The organism is Sphingobium sp. FW306-1B-F04DB (assembly GCF_058781925.1).
Map to the genome: position 1 here is coordinate 1 of NZ_JBYSXE010000113.1, position 1,695 is coordinate 1,695.

Below are 1,695 nucleotides of genomic sequence, written 5' to 3' on the forward strand. Positions count from 1 at the left end.
GGTCACCCTCCTGCATTGAAGCGTTCGCGACTTCGTACCATCCAGGAGGGTGACTACATCAATTACGCGGTGTCCGGTTTTGTCGTAGGCATGCGAAGTCGCTAGCGTCCGAAAAGTCGTGGGAAGCGGACACCCAGAATACGCTAATCCGCGACTTCACATGGAACGCATGGCCCATTTATAGAAGCCCAGCCCGATGACTACCGTTATCATGATAGCGAAGCGTAAGAGACCAATTCGCCAATCGTCATCAAGCAGTTCTACCCCTTCGGGCAGTTGATCGGCGCCATCAACCCAATCTTGTTGAAAATCGTACTTCCAAAATAGGAAAGCAATGAGGCCGCTGGGTATCCCCGCCAACGGGCCATAAAAGGATTGGTCAGTCGGCAAACCGAAGACCAAAACAAGAGACGTGAGGACGTAGGCGAGCCCAGCTGTCCAAAGCGCACGCCTTGTCGGTTTGGACTTAAGTGCGACGAAGTAGTGAAGCACAAAGCTTGTGAACGCGATGAGAAGGAGTGGCCCGCAGATCGCGACGATTAAAAACAGAACCGTGCTGTTCATTCCATCCTCCCGCGATGCTCACGCGCAGCTTGTGACGGTAACATCGAACAGCTTGCCTCCCCCAACAGAACGGTATCGATACACTAAGCGTCCGCCAGATTGGACGAGGCGCTTCGCGGCTGCGTTGGCGCAAGCGCTTGCGTTCACACTCTCTTCCATCTTGTCACGGATCCCAACGACCTTGTTGTTGGGAACGTCGACCAAAAGCTTGTGGTTGAAAATGAGCTGATGCCCGCTTGCCTCGGCGCCGACGAGCTGCGTGAACTCGTCCAGCTTGAGCGGCGCTCCCCGATTTACCTGCCGTGCGCTACTGGCGATTGCTAGCCCCAGCTGATCATTGGATGAATTGCCAACGACAACCTCCTCCCCCGTCACGACACCGGCCTCCACCAATTCATCATAGCTTGGATACCACATATCCGACGGGGGAGTGGCCATCACACGGGATATGAATGACGCACTCATGCCCGCTGCGGTGTAAAGCTTCGTGTTGTCCCGAACGATGATGTTGCGTTGTTCGCCCGTTAGGCCGGGGAAGTCGGGTTGATGGAAGCCAACCCTTGCAAGGCGCTCGGCGAAACGCTCTCGACCGGCAAGCAGGATCAGTGTGCAGGCGGATTCGCACCGCTTGTTTACTCGCGTATCGAGACCGCGCTGACGGACATATTCGGCCATCTGCTGGGCCTCGAAGATCCTGCCGCCAAGAGATTCTAGATGGATGGTCTTGAGATTCGGCGCCTTTTCGGCGGCCTCACGTAAAAGATCCGCGGTGCCCTGCGTAATCAGCCCGCTTAACTTAATATCTTCTTCGCCTACCCGTTGGATGTCCGCCATCGTCCCCATCGGGTCTCGGCCCAGTGCAAGCTGTCCAAATTCAAGCGCTTGCAACCCATAATTCTTGGCTTGGGCGAACGAGCCCAATACGCCGACGATGAGCAGGAATTTCGCGAAATTGGCCCAGCCGGCGCTTCCACCCCTAGGGTCCGGACCCATAAACAGGATTCCCAAAGCCGCTTGCATGTGATTCAGGCTCCTGGATTGCAGGAGTGTGGATTTGAGCGAGTTCTGGTTGAGTGAGGCGCAGTTTGAGCGGCTTCGGCCGCTGCTGCCGAACAAAGTGCGCGGTGTGGC

2 protein-coding genes are annotated in these 1,695 nt (G+C 56.2%); both read right to left on the reverse strand.

Annotated features, from left to right (window positions below; translation table 11 throughout):
• Positions 1-156: 156 nt before the first annotated feature.
• Positions 157-564, reverse strand: coding sequence for a hypothetical protein (locus tag AC3WJD_RS21920; protein WP_492748962.1), 408 nt, complete (start codon positions 562-564; stop codon positions 157-159).
• A gap of 18 nt (positions 565-582) precedes the next feature.
• Positions 583-1,695: COG3904 family protein (locus tag AC3WJD_RS21925; protein ID WP_492748964.1), on the reverse strand; the 1,113-nt coding region annotated here is incomplete at its 5' end.

Bases quoted from the DNA above. Each gene is read 5' to 3' on its own strand.
- AC3WJD_RS21920 (WP_492748962.1), bottom strand. From the start codon at position 564: ATGAACAGCACGGTTCTGTTTTTAATCGTCGCGATCTGCGGGCCACTC.